Below are 12,936 nucleotides of genomic sequence, written 5' to 3'. Positions count from 1 at the left end.
AGACCCGTTCGCTGGCCGCGGACGAAATCGGCAAGAACCGCATCCTGGTGAACGGCGACGTCGCCAAGGCCTCGCGCGAGGTCAAGGCCGGCGACACCGTCGCCTTGCGCATGGGCCCGCTCACGCGGACCGTGACGGTGCGCGGCCTCAGCGGCCAGCGTGGCCCGGCGCCCGTGGCCCAGCAGCTGTACGAGGAAACGCCCGAGAGCCTGGCGGCGCAGGCCGCCTTCCGCGAGCAGCGCCGCATGGGCAGCGAGCCGGCATTGGCCATCGAACAGGGCCGCCCCACCAAGCGCGACCGGCGCGAGATCGACGGCGTGCGCCACCAGGCCGAGTGGGACAACCGCTGGAGCGCGTCGATCGACGACAACGACGACGACCACCACCCGCCGTCAACCGGCCGCCCGTCACGCTGATTCGCGTACCCTGCGGGCTTCGTTTCTTTTTTGACGGAGCGCTCGCAGATGTCCAAGTTCAAGAAGTACCGCGTCGGCGACAAGTTCAAGCTCTCGCGCATCGACCCCGACGACACGTCCTTTCTCACGGGCGACGAGGCGGCCCAGCGCGCCGCGCTCGATGCGATGGCTCTCGAACTCGACGAGCTGCAGGACGTGCTGCACGCCGAAGGCCGGCGCAAGGTGCTGCTGGTGCTGCAGGGCATGGACACCAGCGGCAAGGACGGCACGGTGCGCTGGGTGTTCTCGCGCACCTCGCCGCTGGGCGTGCGGGTGACGGCCTTCAAGGCGCCGAGCGAAGAAGAACGCGCGCACGACTACCTCTGGCGCTGTCATGCGGCCGTGCCGCGCACCGGCGAGATCATGGTGTGGAACCGCAGCCATTACGAAGACGTGCTGGTGCCCGTGGTCGAAGGCTGGATCGACGGCGAGGAAGCCCGCCGCCGCTACGCGCAGATCAACGATTTCGAACGGCTGCTCACCGAGACCGGCACGGTCGTCGTCAAGTGCATGCTGCACATCGACAAGGACGAGCAGCGCGAGCGCCTGCAGGCCCGCATCGACACGCCCGGCAAGCAGTGGAAGTTCAGCATGGGCGACCTCGAGGTGCGCACCAAGTGGGCCGACTACCAGAAGGCGTATCAGAACGCGCTGGCCGCCACGTCGAGCGACCACGCGCCGTGGCATGTGGTTCCGGCCAACAGCAAGCGGCATCGCAACATGGTGATCGCCCAGCTGCTCGTGAAGACGCTGCGCGACATGAAGCTGAAGCCCCCGCCGCCCGATCCGGCGCTCAAGGGCATGGTCGTGAAGTGACCTGATCCGCGAGGGGTTCGCGGATGGTGCGGGCTCAGGAGCGGCGCACGGGCGCCGTCGGGCGAACCGGCGTCTGCGCCAGCACGCGGCAGTTGCCGAACTCGCAGCGCACGGCCCAGGCCACGCCGTTCGCGCACGGCACGCTGTAGCTTTCGTAACCCGGCCCCTTGGCCGTCATCTCGGCGCGCGGCTGCACGTTGCAGCGGCCGGCCTTGGCCAGTTGCTCGACGTTGTAGGTGTCGACACCCGTGCGGCGCGGCTTGAGCGCGAGCACGGGGTTGAAGGTGTTGCCGTAGAACGTGTCCTGCACGTCCGGGTCGAGGTTGCGGTAGCCGCGCTTGGCCATGCAATGGACGATGGCGATCTGCTGGTGTTCGGCAATCAGCGCGCCGCTGGGGCGGCTGTTCCAGTCGATGACGGCGGCGGTGATGCCGGTGTACGAAGCCGCGGCCACGATGCCCTGGCCGTGCACCGTGATCAGGCCCAGGCCCAATGCGGCCCACATGGCGTCGCCCGATTCGCTGCGCGCGGTGATGCGGGTGGCGGCCGTGCGGCAGTCGGCCACGTCGCTGTCGTAGCGCACCTTGTCCACGCCTTCCATGGCGACCATCGGCATGTACGACATGCCGGTGCCCTTCCCGGGTCCGGTGGGCGGTGCGCTGGCGCATCCGGCCAGAACCACGGTGGCCAATGCCATGCTGAGCAGCAACTTCATGGGATCCCTCGTCCTCTTCGCGGTAGTTGCGAGGGATTTAACCATACATATAGTTACTTCTGAATCGACTTGTCGCGAATGAGCGACGGCTTCCAGGCGGGGCATTCGGGCAGCGACCGGGGGTCTGCGACAGGGCAAGGTACAGTTTTCGCCTGCTCCCAGTTCCCCTTCATGCACCGCATTCCCTCGCTTCCCATTCCCCACCTTCTACAGTTCGCACTCGCCGGCTTCCTGGTCGCTGCACCCTTCGGCGCCACGGCCCAGCAACCCTCCCCGTTGGACCTGGCACGCAAAAACGCCTGCATGGCCTGCCACGGCCTGGTGCACAAGCAGGTCGGGCCGGGCTTCGCGCAGATCGCCGACCGCTACCGCAACGACGCCACCGCGCCGGTGCGTCTGGCCGACAAGATCCGCAACGGCAGCGTCGGCACCTGGGGCCGCGTGATCATGCCGCGCCAGAGTTTGGTCACGGAGGCCGACGCGCAGGTGCTCGCGCGCTGGGTGCTGGCGCAGCAGCAACCACCCGCCCGCTGAGTCGGCGCGGTGTCGCTCAGCGCGACAGTTGCGGCTGAGGCCCCGAAGACGCCACCCGGAAATCCGCCGGGAAGGTCCAGGTGGCGGGCGCATCGCGCGTGCCCAGCTGGCTCAGCTGGTAGCCCATGCCCCAGACCGCATGCAACGACAGGCCGTGCGGCTGATCGACATACAGCCCGAGCTTGCGGCGCAGCTTCGACACGTTGGCGTCCAGCGTGCGCGAGCCGACGGCGACACCGCTTTGCCAGCCGATCATTTCGAGGTGCTCGCGGCCCAAGGGCCTGTTCATGTGGCGGAAGAATTCGGCCGCCAAGTCGAATTCGATGGGTGTCAGGCGAATTTCCGTGCCCGCCAGATCCACCATGTCGAATGGCGACAACAGGCTGAATTCATTCCATTCCAGGCTGCGCGGCACCACCGGCCGATTGCGCTGCCGCAGGAAGAATTCGAGCATGAAATACATCTCTTCGAAGGTGGACGGCTCCGGCAATACGGCGTCGTCTGGCCCCGCATGCAACAGCGACAGCCCGCGGATTTGCCGCTTGCGCGCGCTCATGATCAATGGCGTGTTGTAGCGCAGCGTTTCGCGCACCTGGCCAATGAGCTTTTGCACGTCGTCGGGCGCCGACGGAATTGAAATCAGCAGCGCCTCGAACTTACCGCCGACCGGCACCTTCTCGATCAATTCTTCGATATTGGCAAATGCAAAGGGCGTATAACCCAGCATCTTGATGGCGCGGCTCGCGTGCCAGCGCATTCGGGGGGAAGAGTCCAACACTGCAATGTGCGGGGAGTTTTGTTCAAGCATTGAAAATTACCTTGCACATCGTGGCGTTACAAACCTCTATTTTTGTCGAGTTGGCCAAAAAATTAACCTTTGGCACTCAACCCTCGGGCAATAAATTGCTCCGAATTGTTGAAGGCAGATTCATTTTTTTACAAATGCCCTGCCATTCGGAGGAATTCCCCGAGAAGGCAATTTAAGCCCGAACAAAATTTACAGGTATCAATAAAAGGAACAGAAATATGAAAATCGGGCACGGCCGCATGGCGGAGGCCGAAACAAGCCGGTCGACGGGGCGGCCGGCGGCACACCGGTCAGCGCAGGAGCAGCGCGCTGTCTTCCGCGACCGGCCCTTGCTGCAAAGCAAAAGTGCGCGGCGTGCAGCCGTACTTCTTGCGGAAGACGAGGCCGAAGTAGGCCGGGTCCGCAAAGCCGCAGTCATAGGCGACCTGGGCGACGAACTTGCGCGCGCCCGCGGCGCTGCGAAGCATCCGGGCCGCGGCTTCCAGCCGGTCGCCCTGCAGGGTTTCCAGGAAGGTCATGCCGCGCCCGGCCTTGGCGAACACCTTGTGCACGTAGCGCACCGACACATTGAAGCTGACGGCCAGCTTCTGTGCGTCGATCTCGGTGTCTGCATGGTGGTCGCGAATCCAGGCCCGCATGCGGGCGTGCAGGTCGCCGTCGCGCGGTGACACGGGCTCGCCCAGCGCGCCCGGCTGCGCCGACAGCCCGTTCTGCTCCAGCGCGAACGACAGCATCGACATCAGGTGCTCGCCCAGCAACTGGCGCTCGGCGGGGCTCTGGATGCTGCACAGGTGCTCGACGTCGAGCGCGCGCAGGTAGCCCGACAGCATGCCGGCCCAGCCCTTGCCGCCGGCCAGCCGCAGGTCGGTCGTCTGGTCTGCGTGCGGGAGCCAGCGGTTGACTACCGCTTCCGACAGGCCCAGCGTCCACGAGTTGGTGAGCTCTGTAGAGCGCAGGTGCAGTGGCTGCCAGGAGTCGATCAGCACCATGTCGCCGGCGCCGAGCTCGATGCGCTGGCGCTGTTCGCTGATGGCCAGGCCGCCGTCGAGCTTGAGCAGCAGGTGATAGGGATAGACCTCGGCCCCCATCAGCTGGCTCGGGCCCTTGCGCTCGATGCTCGCGCCGCTGCCGTGCACCCGCATGAAGGCCAGCCCGGCCGTGTCGACGATGGTGAGTTCCTGCTGGAAGTCCGTGCGCTCGGGGCTGTCCAGCGACCCCACGTGCGGACCGATCTCGTCGGCCCAGAAGGCGAAGCCGTCCTTGCGCGACACCATGCCAGTGTGAAAGCGCTGGATGCGACTGTCGGTCTCGGCCATGTGGCACGCCCTTCCTCCATGCGGCCGGCGCAACGCCCAAAGCCGCGGGTCACAGACGGAAATTCCCCGATTTTTTCCTGACAGGTCCGCCCGGACCCCGGATAATTTTTACAAACAATAACAGAGATAACAGAAACGAAAACCCGCGAGTTCGAGGGGATGGAACAGCGCACGAACCGGCCCACCCACCACCCGCCGCTCAGGGCATCGATCCGGCGCTGCCTGGCCCCCAGACCAGGCACCCGGCGGGCAATTGCATCTGAATGTGACTCGCGACACATCCGTGCCGCGAAAGCGAATGTCAAAGAAGGGCGCGATTCGTAGCATTCATTCGAATCGAACGTCAACCGGAACTTTCTCTACTGGGGATGAAATGGCTGCTCTGTATTTCACGGAAATCGAACCTTTCGGCGCGCGATGGCGCGCGGCGCTGGCGTCCTGCCTGCCGACCCCGCGCCGCCTTGCCGAAACGGTGCGGCCTTCTTCTCCCCTGCCGCCAGCGGGCCGGGTGTGCGCGCTGGTGTTCATTGCCAACCTTTCGCAGCTCGCCGACAGCGACGGCCCGGAGGTGGCGGCGGGCGTGAGCCGCGAGATCCGGCGCCGGCTCTTCGCGGCCTTTCCGCCGTCGCCGGTGGCCGACACCGACCTCACCTGCCTGCGCGACGACTGCTTTCTGCTGCGAACCCGGCACACACGGCTCGACGACCTGCTCGCGGCGCTCGGGCGCGAGCCGATCCTCGTGAAGGGCGTCGCCGCGCTGCCGCAGTTGCATGCCGACTGGATCGCACTGCGCGACAGCGGCCCCATGAGCCCCGCCGAGATTGAGCTGGCGCTGTGGGCCGCACAACCGCACCCCGCGCCCACGGCCAAGGTGCGGCCTGCGGGCGACGTCGTGGTCGACGACATCGAGCATGTGTACGACCTGCGCATCGCGCGACAGGGAGATGCCCTGTGGCTGCGCGAGCGCTGTCTGCGAGGCGCCGAGGAACGGGCCCGGATCGACACGCTGTTCGCGCAGCTCCAGCCCGGCTGACATGGCGACGTTGCCCGCAGCCCGTCGCAACCCGGTCCGGCGAAGGGGCGCTCGACGGCGAGCCGCCCCGGGGGCGCCGCACCGTCCCGTTCCTTGACCGCCGCCCGTGGATTCGCGCATGCGCATGAACCGCCGCTGGTCTCGCAACCGCCCTGGCCATGTATCTCCATCCCCTGATCGCCAGCGTGCCGCCCGACGAGCGCGCCGCCCTGGTTCGCAGCAGCGCGCTTCACTCCTACCGGCGCAACGAGATCGTGCTGCAGGCCGACACGCACACCGACCGCATTTATTGCGTGGCCACGGGCCTGCTGCGCGCGGTCGACCGGGACGTGACGACCGACTTCATCCGTCGGGGCGATTTCTTCCTCGGCCCCTCGCTCGGCGAGAACAGCTACCAGGCCACCTCGACGCTGGTGGCCGCCCTGCCCTCGTCGGTCTACCACCTGCCCGTGGCTGCGGTGCGCCGGCTGTGCGCGCTGTACCCCGAGGTGACCATGGGCCTGCTGGAGGTCGCGATGAAGCGCGTCGCCATGGTGCGCGGGCAGCTGCGCCGCATCTCGTCGCTGTCGTCCGAAAGCCTCGTGAGCCGCGTGCTGCACGAGTTGACGCAACTGGCGCCTGCGGCCACCGGCGGCTACGACAAGCGCATCACGCAGGCGGTCATCGCGTCGTACTCGGGGCTCTCGCGCGAGGTCGTCAACAAGACCATGCGCGACATGGAAAGCCGCGGGCTGGTGCGGCGCGACGACCAGGGCGTGCACGTGCCGCCGACCTTTGCCTCGACCGATTTCGGCAGCCTGCCGCCGGAAGCACGCGAACTCTCCGACGAGCTCTGTGCGTGGGACGGCGACCGCCCCGAAACGCCCTGACGCGCCGCATTCATCTGCCCTGAAAAAAGTACAGCACCGACGATGCCCAAAGGAATTCCGAACCCCGTCGACATGTACGGCATCTCCCCGCGCCCCTGGGGCTTCGAGGTGTCGCTCGTGCGAAACGGCGTGCGCTACGCGCACCTCTTCGGCCACGCCAGCTACGGCGGCCCCCAACAGGCGCTGCGGCGCGCCCAGGCCTGGCGCGACACCATCGTGAAAGAGCACCCGCCGGTCGCGCGCAAGGAACGCGCGCAGGCCCTGCGCAGCAACAACAAGACGGGCGAGCCCGGCGTCTTCCCTCGGCTGTCCGCGCAAGGCAAGCCGGTGGCCTGGCTGGCCAAAACGTATCTCGGCCACGAAGAGATCCTGCGCACCGAATTCGAACTCACCGACTGGGGCCACGCCGCTCGCGCGCAAGCCATCGGCGAGCGGCAACGCCAGCTCGGCCGCATGGTCGGCCTGGCGCGGCTGCATCCCGCCGAGGAAGCCATCCGCCAACGCCCGCCGCCCGACGACGAAGCCGAGCTGCCGGCCAAGCGCTCGAAGTCGGAGATCGTGCGACGCAACAACACGAGCGGCGTCAGCGGCGTGCAGTTCAAGACGCCGCGCGCGGGCCATCCCGGGTACTGGGTGGCGATCACCTACACGGCGGGAAAAAGCAGCGTGAGCAAGTCGTTCTCGGTGCGCGCGCTCGGCCACGACGTAGCGCGCGAGATGGCGATCGCCGAGCGCCAAAAGCAACTGCGCGACAAGAGCGCCTGAGTTGCCACGGGCGTCAGCGCTGGTTCTGCTGCCCGCTCCTGTGCGCGATGACCGCATCGCGCACTGCGCGCTTCGACGCCAGTTGCGGCTTGCCGCAACTGCTGCAGCGATAGAAGCGCAGAACGGGCAGGAACTTCATCCACGGCCGCCGATGGATGCGCTCCAGGCTGGCCAGTCCGCATCGGCAGCGCACGAAGGGATTGCCGAAAGACCGGCCCAACGCGGGCGCGCGGCCATGGTGTGTCGTCGTTGCGTACCCAGGAGCGTCGGTGTGCATGCGGGTCATCGTGCCGACCCGATGGCGCCCCGCGCGCCCGACTGTGATCCCGCTCACTTGCCGCCGCAACAAAGCTGCGCGCGGCCATGTGCGCCTAGCTTGAAGCAGACTCCTGCGGTTCGCCCAGCGACAACATCAACCGGTTGGCCCAGTTGAAGAAGGCCGCGCCATGCACGACATCGGCAATCGCGAGGTCGTCCAGTCCTTGCGCGCGCAGCGCTTCGACGTGCGCGAGTCCGAAGGTCGATGGCGTGGCCGACAGCGCGACGGATGCCGCAACGATCGCGTTCCAGCGCACGCCCAGGTCGGCCTGCACGCCTTCGTCGAGCAGCCGTTGCACATCGTCCGTGCGCTGCGAGAAGTGCGAGGCAAAGCGTGCATGCACCGAGGCGCAGTAGATGCAGCCGTTGAAGCGCGACGCGGCTGCCGCCGACAGCTCGCGCTCGGCGCGCGGCAGGCCGGCCTCGGGGTTGTAGAAGATGTCCTTGTCGGTGCGTGTGCGCGCGCCGAGGATGTCGGGGTCGCGCGCCAGCAAGCGGAAGTACGGCGACTTGGCGCGCGACGCATCGACGAGGCCTGCGTAGTGGCGTTCGGTCAGTTCGTCCTCCGGTAGCGGTGCGAGCCAGGGCAGCCATTCGAGCTGCGCCTGCGTGAAGGTGCGCGGGTGCGTGTTGTCAGGATGGCTCAGGGTCGATTCGGTGCTCATGGGACGCTCATGCAGAAGGGGTGGCCAGCGCGCGCAGGCCGATGACGACGCGGATCTGGAACGCGAGGAACGCCACCAGCTGCGACAAGGTGACGATCTCGGTGGTGCGCCATCCCGCATCGAGCAGCGCCTGCAGTGCCGCCGGGCTGGCATCGCGCGGGTGGAAGACGAGCAGGTGTGCATGCGCGAGGCCGGCCGACAGCCGTTCGCCGAGCACCGTGCGGTGTGCGGCATCGACGGCGTAGACCGGGCCGGCTTCGTCTTCCACGCTGAGCGGACCTTCCGGATAGCGTCCATACGGCCCTTGCGCGGCGCCGCGTGCGACCTCGGCCTCGATGGCCTGCGCCACGCCCTGGTCCGACAAGGCTTCGGCATAGAAGCGCGCCACGTCGGGCTGCCCGTGCAAGCCGGCGACAAAGGCCGCGACGGCGAAACGGTCTGCGATCTCGAAGTGCTCGGGCACGGGTTCGGTCGGCGCGAACAGCGCAACGTAACTCTGCTGCGCCTGCGTGCGCGCCTGCTCGCGCTGCGCGCGCAGTCGATCGAGCGCACTGCCGGGCGCGATGCCCACCAGTTGGTCGATCACGTCGAAGGTCTGAAGAACGGGAGAAGAAGAGACAACAGCATTCATGAGAAGCAACTTAGAGAAGCGCAAGCGATTGAAGGTCCGGCACGCCCGCATCGCGCGACCAACCCAGGGCGGGTGCAACGACGGTGGCGGTCAGTTCGATGGAACGCAGGATGGCCGCGTGCGGCGGATCGACCGAGTGCACCTGGCACACGAGATCGGTCACGCGCGCGAGCGTGCGGTCGGCGCGCAGCGAGGCGATCACGTCGTCGGGCGCGCCGACATGCACGTCGTACGCGGCGATCAGTTCGTCGAGCGGCGCATCGGCGCGAACGCGGTCTGCAAGGCCAATCTGCCCTGTGGCCGCGGCCTGCACCACCGAGCGGCGCAGGCCGATCTCGGCGAGGCGCAACGCCTCCTTGCGGGTGTCCGCCACGAAGACGCTGCGCGAGCCCACGATGCGCGGCGTGCGGCCCGGCGGCAGCGCGGCGAGGTAGGCGTCGATGATCGGGTCCTGCAGGTCGGCCAGCGATGCGTCGGGCGCCTGCGCGGCGCGCGGCTGCGTGCGCGAGAGCATCAGCCCGTCGCCGGCCGTGCCCGCGCGCGTGCCGCCGCTCACCGAGAACGTGGCCTGCCAGAGCCGTCCGAGCAGTTGCGCGCCCGCCGGGTACAGCGTGTCGCCGCCGGGCAGCGGCCGGCCAGCCCAGGCGTCGCGCACCGTGGCGAGTTGGCGGTCGAACAATGCTGCGCGGTCGTCGCTGTCCAGCCCGAAGGCCGCGAAAGACGCGGGCGTGCCGCCCGTGCCGACGCCCACTTCGAGCCGGCCGCCCGAGAGCAGGTCGAGCACGATCGCGTCTTCGGCCGTGCGCACCGCGTTCTCCAGCGGCAGCGTGACGATGCCCGTGCCCAGGCGGATGCGCCGCGTGCGCGAAGCCACGTAAGCAAGAAAGACAAAGGGCGACGGCAGGCCGCCCTCGTGTTCATGGAAATGGTGCTGCGCCATCCAGGCGGAATCGAAGCCGAAGGCCTCGGCGTGGGCAATCTGCGCGGTGACGAGGCGGTAGCGCTCGGCGGCGGGAGCATCGTCGAGCAGCCGGCTGAAAAAGCCGAGCCGCTTGCGCGGGGAAGTGAAGGTACCGGGCATCCGAAGGCCTGTGGGGTCGAGAGCCTTCGAGTGTTGCGCCGCAGGCCGCTCGAATGGAACGCCGGTTTTCGCGCTTGCTTATGCGCTTTGCGTGCATCTGGCATTCAGTGCGGCATCGCAGGTGATCGCCGATTGAGGCGCCGCAGCCAGCCGATGCCCGCACCGACGCCGACGGCCATCAGCCCGGTGGTGGCGAGCATCGCCGCCGTGTGGACCGCGACGGCCGCGAACGCCAGCACGAGCGAGCCACTCATCGCGCCCTTCGATGCATCGCCCATGCACAGCGGGATCAGCGCCGGCACCAGCATCAGGCCGGCGCCATGCGCGGTGGACATCATGAAAGACCACAGCGCCAGCCCTGCATGCCCCGCCGGCGCACGCGCCATGACAGGCAACCGGCCCGACAGGTGAACGAGCGCAACCACCATGAACAACCCGCCGGCGAGCCACTGCAGCAGGCCCCGGTTCATCGACAGGCCGAAGGCCACCGCGACGACCACGAGCGCGACCGAAGCCACATGCCCGACCGCGATCGGCCACAGGGCCCGCAGTGCCTGCGCCCGGTCGTGCGAGCGCAACCCCCACGCGGCGGCGAACATCCAGCCGGTGGTGGGGTTCAGGCCGTGCAGGACGCCCATTCCCGCCACCGCCAGCCAGGGCCAGAGGCTTGCCATGGTGCGGACCGTTCAACAACACGCCAGGTCGCACGCTTTTTTACGACTGCGCGTGGCAGCAACCACCGGCCGCCGCAACGGGCGCGGGCTCGTAGCGGTCGTGGTGACGGATCCAGTCCATCGCGTAGGACGGGTTGTGCTCGTCGCGGCCCTTGGGCACGAGGTCGAGCATGTTGTAGGTGCCCATCATCACTTCCACGCCGCGACCGTAGGTCGAGTAGGTGTGGAACACATCGCCGTCATCGTCCTTGAAGAACACGCTGACGCCGGGCGCTTCTTCGCTCGGGAACGGCTGCTTCACGTAGTTGTAGGCGACCGCACCGCTGGCCATTTCGTCGGGCGTGAAGCTCACGCCGAAGTCGTGGTTGAAGTCGTTGTCGTGCGACGAGACCCAGGGGAACTGCCAGCCCATGCGGCGTCGGAAAGCCTCGATGCGGGCCAGCGGCGCGCGCGACACGGCCAGCAGCGTGACGTCGCGGTGTTCCAGGTGCACGCGCATGCCGTCGGAATGGTCGGCCATGAAAGAGCAGCTCTGGCAGCCCTGCTCCCAGTCGGGGCCGAACATGAAGTGCTGCACCAGCAACTGGCGGCGGCCTTCGAACAGGTCGGCGAGCGAGCGGCGGCCTGTGGGCGTTTCGAAGACGTAGGCCTTCTCGACGCGCGTCCAGGGCAACGAGCGGCGCTCCTCGGCAATGCGGTCGCGCAGCTGGGTCAGTTCCTTCTCGCGCGCCAGCAACGACTTGCGCGCGTCCATCCAGCGGTCTTGGCTCACGACGGGGTGATTCACTGTGGTGTTCATGGTGTGTGTGCTCCTTGGCTTGTGTTTCGTTCAGGCCGTGGCGGCCTTCGGGCGGCGCACCGCACGGACCTTGCTGGCCCGGCCGTCGCCGGCGTAGAAAAGCCCCGCGCCGTCGGACTCCAGGCCGCTCACGCCGACGCCGCTGGGCATTTCGAGCCGCGCGATCACGTCGCCGCTGGCGGGGTCGACGCGGCGGATGTCGCTCTGGTCGCCTTCCCAGGTGCCGTGCCAGAGTTCGCCGTCGACCCAGGTCACGCCGGTGACGAAGCGGTTCGATTCGATGGTGCGGCGGATCGCACCCGTCGCCGGGTCGATCTGGTGGATCTTGCGGTCGCGGTACTCGCCCACCCAGAGGCTGCCTTCGGCCCAGGTGAGGCCCGAGTCGGAGCCGTTGCCGGGCGCGGGAATCGACGCCAGCACCTTGCCGGTGGCGGCATCGATCTTGTCGATGCGCGCCTCGACGATTTGATAGAAGCAGGTGCCGTCGAAGGCGGTGCCGGCGTCGCAGGCGACGTCGATCCGGCGTGTGGATTTGCCGCTCGCGGGGTCGAAGGCGACCAGTTGCCCGCCGGTGGCGGCCCACACCTGGTGGCCGTCGTGCGTCACGCCGTGGATGCGTTCCACGCCTTCGAACGGCCCGTACTCGCGCACGATCTCCGCGGCCTGCACCGCGCCTTCGAAGCGGTCCTTGCTGCCTGCCTTCTTGCTCTGACTGTTGCTGCTGCTCATGGTGGGCTCCTGTAGGTGCGCCACAGGGGGTAGCGCATGAGCCCGACTCTATTCAATCGGCAGCGCGGCGGGGAGTAACAAGATCGTCGTGAATCCCGCCAGCGGCGGGGCCAGCCAGCGGCGCGCCCGCGTCTGCCCGATGGCACGCACGCGACGCTCGGCCTCGAGTTCGGCCAGAGCGCGCTGCACGGTGCGCTGGCTCGCGCCCAAGGCCAGCGCGAGCGCCGAGGTCGACCAGGCGGCGCCGTCGGACAGCAGCGCCACCAGCGAGGCTTGATCGCCGTCGATCGGCGGCGCCAGCACCACGACCGGCCGCGCATCGTGCGGCGTGAGGATGAAGCCCTGCGGCGTGGCCTCGATGCGCGCCATCGGCTTGACGAGCGCGCGCAGCCGGCCGATCTCGACGCGCAGCCGCGCGCGGTGCGTTTCGTCGGGGTCGCGGGTGCGGAAAGCGTCGGCGATCAGCGCGTCGCGGTCGACATCGCCGGGCCAGGCCGCAGCCAGTGCGCGCGCCAGCGAGAACAGCACGGGCCGGCGCGCGAGCGAGCGCCAGGTGTCGCCGCCGCCGACACCGCGGCGGCAGGCATCGACGACGAGCGCATCGGATGCGAGCAGCGCTTCGACTTCGTCCAGGCGCAAGGCCTGTTCGCCCTCTGCGGCGATGCGCCGGGCGGCGGGACGTTCGAGCACGGCCCGCGCCTCCGCCACCTCGGCCAGCAGCGCCGGCA

At 68.2% G+C, this 12,936-nt stretch carries 16 protein-coding genes and 1 pseudogene; 6 read left to right on the top strand and 11 right to left on the bottom strand.

From position 1 onward, the window contains the following. Positions 1-416 (top strand): RNA-binding S4 domain-containing protein (locus AAG801_RS34180; RefSeq protein ID WP_341892415.1); only part of this gene is annotated, 416 nt, incomplete at its 5' end. Positions 417-464: 48 nt separating this feature from the next. Next, complete coding sequence (locus AAG801_RS34175) at positions 465-1,271, top strand: PPK2 family polyphosphate kinase (protein WP_341892414.1); 807 nt, start codon at positions 465-467, stop codon at positions 1,269-1,271. A gap of 34 nt (positions 1,272-1,305) precedes the next feature. On the opposite strand, the gene AAG801_RS34170 is transcribed toward AAG801_RS34175, so the two are convergent. Further along, on the bottom strand, positions 1,306-1,986 hold the full coding sequence (locus AAG801_RS34170; protein WP_341892413.1) for a hypothetical protein: 681 nt from the start codon (positions 1,984-1,986) through the stop codon (positions 1,306-1,308). A gap of 171 nt (positions 1,987-2,157) precedes the next feature. Between AAG801_RS34170 and AAG801_RS34165 the strand changes: the two genes are divergently transcribed. After that, a complete protein-coding gene (locus AAG801_RS34165) occupies positions 2,158-2,520 on the top strand; it encodes a c-type cytochrome (protein WP_341892412.1) in 363 nt (120 codons plus the stop codon). A gap of 16 nt (positions 2,521-2,536) precedes the next feature. Here the strand turns inward: AAG801_RS34165 and AAG801_RS34160 are convergent, their stop codons facing one another. Both AAG801_RS34160 and AAG801_RS34155 read right to left on the bottom strand, forming a co-directional pair. Then, entirely contained in the window at positions 2,537-3,328 is a 792-nt protein-coding gene (locus AAG801_RS34160) for a winged helix-turn-helix domain-containing protein (protein ID WP_341892411.1), read from the bottom strand. A 290-nt stretch (positions 3,329-3,618) separates the two neighbouring features. After that, entirely contained in the window at positions 3,619-4,644 is a 1,026-nt protein-coding gene (locus tag AAG801_RS34155) for an AraC family transcriptional regulator (protein ID WP_341892410.1), read from the bottom strand. A gap of 298 nt (positions 4,645-4,942) precedes the next feature. Between AAG801_RS34155 and AAG801_RS34150 the strand changes: the two genes are divergently transcribed. The 3 genes from AAG801_RS34150 (at position 4,943) to AAG801_RS34140 (ending at position 7,311) form a co-directional block, all read left to right on the top strand. Further along, positions 4,943-5,677, top strand: a complete 735-nt coding sequence (locus AAG801_RS34150; protein ID WP_341892409.1) for a hypothetical protein — start codon at positions 4,943-4,945, stop codon at positions 5,675-5,677. A gap of 158 nt (positions 5,678-5,835) precedes the next feature. Next, the gene (locus tag AAG801_RS34145) at positions 5,836-6,546 is read left to right on the top strand and encodes a Crp/Fnr family transcriptional regulator (protein ID WP_341892408.1); all 711 of its coding nucleotides are present in this window, start codon (positions 5,836-5,838) and stop codon (positions 6,544-6,546) included. 42 nt (positions 6,547-6,588) lie between these two features. After that, positions 6,589-7,311 (top strand): AP2 domain-containing protein, encoded by a 723-nt coding sequence (locus AAG801_RS34140; protein ID WP_341892407.1) that lies wholly within the window; start codon positions 6,589-6,591, stop codon positions 7,309-7,311. 13 nt (positions 7,312-7,324) lie between these two features. Here the strand turns inward: AAG801_RS34140 and AAG801_RS34135 are convergent, their stop codons facing one another. From AAG801_RS34135 to AAG801_RS34100, 8 genes and pseudogenes are all read right to left on the bottom strand, one after another. Next, entirely contained in the window at positions 7,325-7,588 is a 264-nt protein-coding gene (locus AAG801_RS34135) for a hypothetical protein (protein ID WP_341892406.1), read from the bottom strand. Positions 7,589-7,682: 94 nt separating this feature from the next. After that, positions 7,683-8,294, bottom strand: a complete 612-nt coding sequence (locus AAG801_RS34130; protein WP_341892405.1) for an alkylhydroperoxidase domain protein — start codon at positions 8,292-8,294, stop codon at positions 7,683-7,685. Between the two features lie 7 nt (positions 8,295-8,301). Then, positions 8,302-8,925 carry a CMD domain protein gene (locus AAG801_RS34125; RefSeq protein ID WP_341892404.1) on the bottom strand — a complete coding sequence of 208 codons (624 nt, stop codon included), beginning with the start codon at positions 8,923-8,925 and terminating at the stop codon, positions 8,302-8,304. A gap of 10 nt (positions 8,926-8,935) precedes the next feature. After that, on the bottom strand, positions 8,936-10,006 hold the full coding sequence (locus AAG801_RS34120) for a putative FMN-dependent luciferase-like monooxygenase (RefSeq protein ID WP_341892403.1): 1,071 nt from the start codon (positions 10,004-10,006) through the stop codon (positions 8,936-8,938). 104 nt (positions 10,007-10,110) lie between these two features. Continuing rightward, on the bottom strand, positions 10,111-10,680 hold the full coding sequence (locus AAG801_RS34115) for a hypothetical protein (protein ID WP_341892402.1): 570 nt from the start codon (positions 10,678-10,680) through the stop codon (positions 10,111-10,113). Positions 10,681-10,720: 40 nt separating this feature from the next. Further along, on the bottom strand, positions 10,721-11,479 hold the full coding sequence (locus tag AAG801_RS34110) for a thioredoxin family protein (protein ID WP_341892401.1): 759 nt from the start codon (positions 11,477-11,479) through the stop codon (positions 10,721-10,723). A gap of 30 nt (positions 11,480-11,509) precedes the next feature. Continuing rightward, the gene (locus tag AAG801_RS34105; RefSeq protein ID WP_341892400.1) at positions 11,510-12,208 is read right to left on the bottom strand and encodes a hypothetical protein; all 699 of its coding nucleotides are present in this window, start codon (positions 12,206-12,208) and stop codon (positions 11,510-11,512) included. A gap of 48 nt (positions 12,209-12,256) precedes the next feature. Continuing rightward, positions 12,257-12,936: pseudogene (locus AAG801_RS34100) on the bottom strand (helix-turn-helix domain-containing protein); the annotation flags it as partial.

This window comes from Variovorax sp. YR752, assembly GCF_943372545.1.
The sequence above is the reverse complement of the archived record's forward strand: the minus strand, read 5'-3'. Positions and strand labels throughout refer to the sequence as shown.

Coding starts and splice junctions, on each gene's coding strand:
- AAG801_RS34105 (WP_341892400.1), bottom strand. CDS start 12,208: ATGAGCAGCAGCAACAGTCAGAGCAAGAAGGCAGGCAGCAAGGACCGC.
- AAG801_RS34150 (WP_341892409.1), top strand. CDS start 4,943: ATGTCAAAGAAGGGCGCGATTCGTAGCATTCATTCGAATCGAACGTCA.
- AAG801_RS34175 (WP_341892414.1), top strand. CDS start 465: ATGTCCAAGTTCAAGAAGTACCGCGTCGGCGACAAGTTCAAGCTCTCG.
- AAG801_RS34145 (WP_341892408.1), top strand. CDS start 5,836: ATGTATCTCCATCCCCTGATCGCCAGCGTGCCGCCCGACGAGCGCGCC.
- AAG801_RS34165 (WP_341892412.1), top strand. CDS start 2,158: ATGCACCGCATTCCCTCGCTTCCCATTCCCCACCTTCTACAGTTCGCA.
- AAG801_RS34125 (WP_341892404.1), bottom strand. CDS start 8,925: ATGAATGCTGTTGTCTCTTCTTCTCCCGTTCTTCAGACCTTCGACGTG.
- AAG801_RS34130 (WP_341892405.1), bottom strand. CDS start 8,294: ATGAGCACCGAATCGACCCTGAGCCATCCTGACAACACGCACCCGCGC.
- AAG801_RS34135 (WP_341892406.1), bottom strand. CDS start 7,588: ATGCACACCGACGCTCCTGGGTACGCAACGACGACACACCATGGCCGC.
- AAG801_RS34115 (WP_341892402.1), bottom strand. CDS start 10,680: ATGGCAAGCCTCTGGCCCTGGCTGGCGGTGGCGGGAATGGGCGTCCTG.
- AAG801_RS34110 (WP_341892401.1), bottom strand. CDS start 11,479: ATGAACACCACAGTGAATCACCCCGTCGTGAGCCAAGACCGCTGGATG.
- AAG801_RS34160 (WP_341892411.1), bottom strand. CDS start 3,328: ATGCTTGAACAAAACTCCCCGCACATTGCAGTGTTGGACTCTTCCCCC.
- AAG801_RS34120 (WP_341892403.1), bottom strand. CDS start 10,006: ATGCCCGGTACCTTCACTTCCCCGCGCAAGCGGCTCGGCTTTTTCAGC.
- AAG801_RS34170 (WP_341892413.1), bottom strand. CDS start 1,986: ATGAAGTTGCTGCTCAGCATGGCATTGGCCACCGTGGTTCTGGCCGGA.
- AAG801_RS34140 (WP_341892407.1), top strand. CDS start 6,589: ATGCCCAAAGGAATTCCGAACCCCGTCGACATGTACGGCATCTCCCCG.
- AAG801_RS34155 (WP_341892410.1), bottom strand. CDS start 4,644: ATGGCCGAGACCGACAGTCGCATCCAGCGCTTTCACACTGGCATGGTG.